The 2,040-nt window shown below is 57.7% G+C and carries 1 protein-coding gene and 4 tRNA genes; all 5 read right to left on the bottom strand.

What is annotated here, in order from left to right; all coding sequences use genetic code 11:
* A tRNA-Glu gene (locus IGS61_RS27630) sits at nucleotides 1-72 on the bottom strand.
* Between the two features lie 122 nt (nucleotides 73-194).
* Nucleotides 195-270 (bottom strand) — tRNA-Glu (locus tag IGS61_RS27625).
* Between the two features lie 241 nt (nucleotides 271-511).
* The gene (locus IGS61_RS27620; RefSeq protein ID WP_230542491.1) at nucleotides 512-1,588 is read right to left on the bottom strand and encodes a DUF5694 domain-containing protein; all 1,077 of its coding nucleotides are present in this window, start codon (nucleotides 1,586-1,588) and stop codon (nucleotides 512-514) included.
* Between the two features lie 250 nt (nucleotides 1,589-1,838).
* Nucleotides 1,839-1,914 (bottom strand) — tRNA-Ala (locus IGS61_RS27615).
* A gap of 50 nt (nucleotides 1,915-1,964) precedes the next feature.
* Nucleotides 1,965-2,040 (bottom strand) — tRNA-Glu (locus tag IGS61_RS27610).

Here is a 2,040-nt window from a genome sequence, read left to right as displayed (position 1 = left end):
GTCCCCAAGGGGATTCGAACCCCTGTACTCACCGTGAAAGGGTGATGTCCTAGGCCTCTAGACGATGGGGACAGAAATCTGTCCTGAATGCATTACTTTGCATCCCGACCCGGTACTGCAGCGATGGCAGAAACAAAAAAAGCCTGACTTGTCAGGCCCGTTCAGCACTGCACTCTTGCTTTACAACTAAATCCTGGCGTCCCCAAGGGGATTCGAACCCCTGTACTCACCGTGAAAGGGTGATGTCCTAGGCCTCTAGACGATGGGGACCTGTGCTGGTTTTACTCTCAGCGGACTCTTCGTTGAAGGCTTTGCTTAGCCCCTCAAAAAAGCGTGCGCGAAGTTTAACACGAAGCGATTCACGAAATCAACTGCTGGCCTTCTTTTTTCCACCTTATTTGAATCATCGCTCCCTATGGGGACAGGATGATGGCAGGAAGATATGGAAGCGGCAGCACGCCGGGCACGCAGGAAAAACCGCGCCAACCGTCTGGCGCGACAAAAGCATTCCTTAGCGCAAGATATCGTCCGCATTGGCGATGCGCACGTCATGCATCTGGCTCAGATACGCCTCCAGGTAGCCCTTGTGAGATGCGCCGACAATGACCAGCACGCGCATGCCCGGTCGCGCCGCCATGATTTCGCGGATATTCGACGCCATGCGCAGGTTGCGCACCTCCCAGGATGCCACGTAGTTGCGGCCATAACGCTGCGGCGACGGCTCTTCGAGCGCCGCGCCAAAATCGCCGCGGAAGGCAATATCCGCCTCTGCGCGTCCGTTATAGGCGCGATAGATCGCCAGCACACCGGCGGGCGTACCCAATTGCTCCTCAAACCCGGCATGGATGCGCTTGCGCTCGGCCGAAAAGGAATTATTCCAGGCCGCCCTGATCGCCTTGGCATACGCCTTTTCATCGCCTACAGGCATATCGGACGTATGGTCATCCATGCCATGCACCCGCTCGTGCCCGCCCTTCGCCGCCAGCACGGCAGCAATCTGATAGCTCTCATTCCGCTGCCCCAGCAGGGAATTGAGGTTCACAGCCAAGGGCTCACTTACGCCATCACCGGCGCGCCGCTCATCCACGGGCAGGCGCAGCCATTGCACCAGCGCCGATGCACGCTCGCCACCGGCCAGGAACAGGGAAGCCAATGTACGCCGCTGGGCGGCGGACGGCGCCACCGGCCAGGCGGCCAGCAAACGCTCCGCCTGCGCCGTGGCCGTCACCACATCGAGCCCCGTGGCGCCCCGCGCGGCGGAAGTGTCATAGCAGTACGCTTTTACCGTATCGCCATAGCGCTGCGGATAGGCGCGCAAGTAAGCGCATTGCAAGCCAGAAAGCGCCTCGATCGCGATCGCATCCGGCCGCCAGCCCGCCAGGCGCTCGTTGAGCAAGCTCAATTGAGACGGATCAAACGATGCTGGTAATTGCGCCAAATGGGGCGAACCGAGCACCAGCACGTCATTGAACGGCCCCTTTTGCAACTTCAGCGCACCGGGATCGAATTTCGCCGCAGGCGGCGCCTCCGCGTGCGCGGGAACGTGAATGACGGCAGCAAGAAAAAAACTGGCAAATACGCGGTGCATCCTGTCTCCTCAGTGTAATGGTCCATTTTTATCTGCAGGCATGATGAAATCAAGCCGCCTGCCAAATGTAACCACTTCGCAAAACACTGTCAGTTATATCCACGCAACCAATAGGCACAAAAAAAGCCGCCCAAGGCGACTGTGAATATCTTGTGACTTATATGCTATTGAAGGAGGTTGACGGAAAATATTCCGGAAATAAAAAAAGCCGCCCGAGGCGACTTTGATTATCATGTGATTTCTGCGCTGTTGGTGGAGGTAAGCGGGATCGAACCGCTGACCTCTTGCATGCCATGCAAGCGCTCTCCCAGCTGAGCTATACCCCCCGGGCGCAGAAACACTGCTACTTCTTTACAACCACAACACCAGACTGAACTGGCGTCCCCAAGGGGATTCGAACCCCTGTACTCACCGTGAAAGGGTGATGTCCTAGGCCTCTAGACGATGGGGAC

This window comes from Janthinobacterium sp. FW305-129 (genome assembly GCF_020858115.1).
In the GTDB taxonomy this organism is placed as follows: domain Bacteria; phylum Pseudomonadota; class Gammaproteobacteria; order Burkholderiales; family Burkholderiaceae_D; genus Janthinobacterium.
Note: the sequence above shows the minus strand (reverse complement) of the source record. Positions and strands in the feature narration are given on the sequence as shown.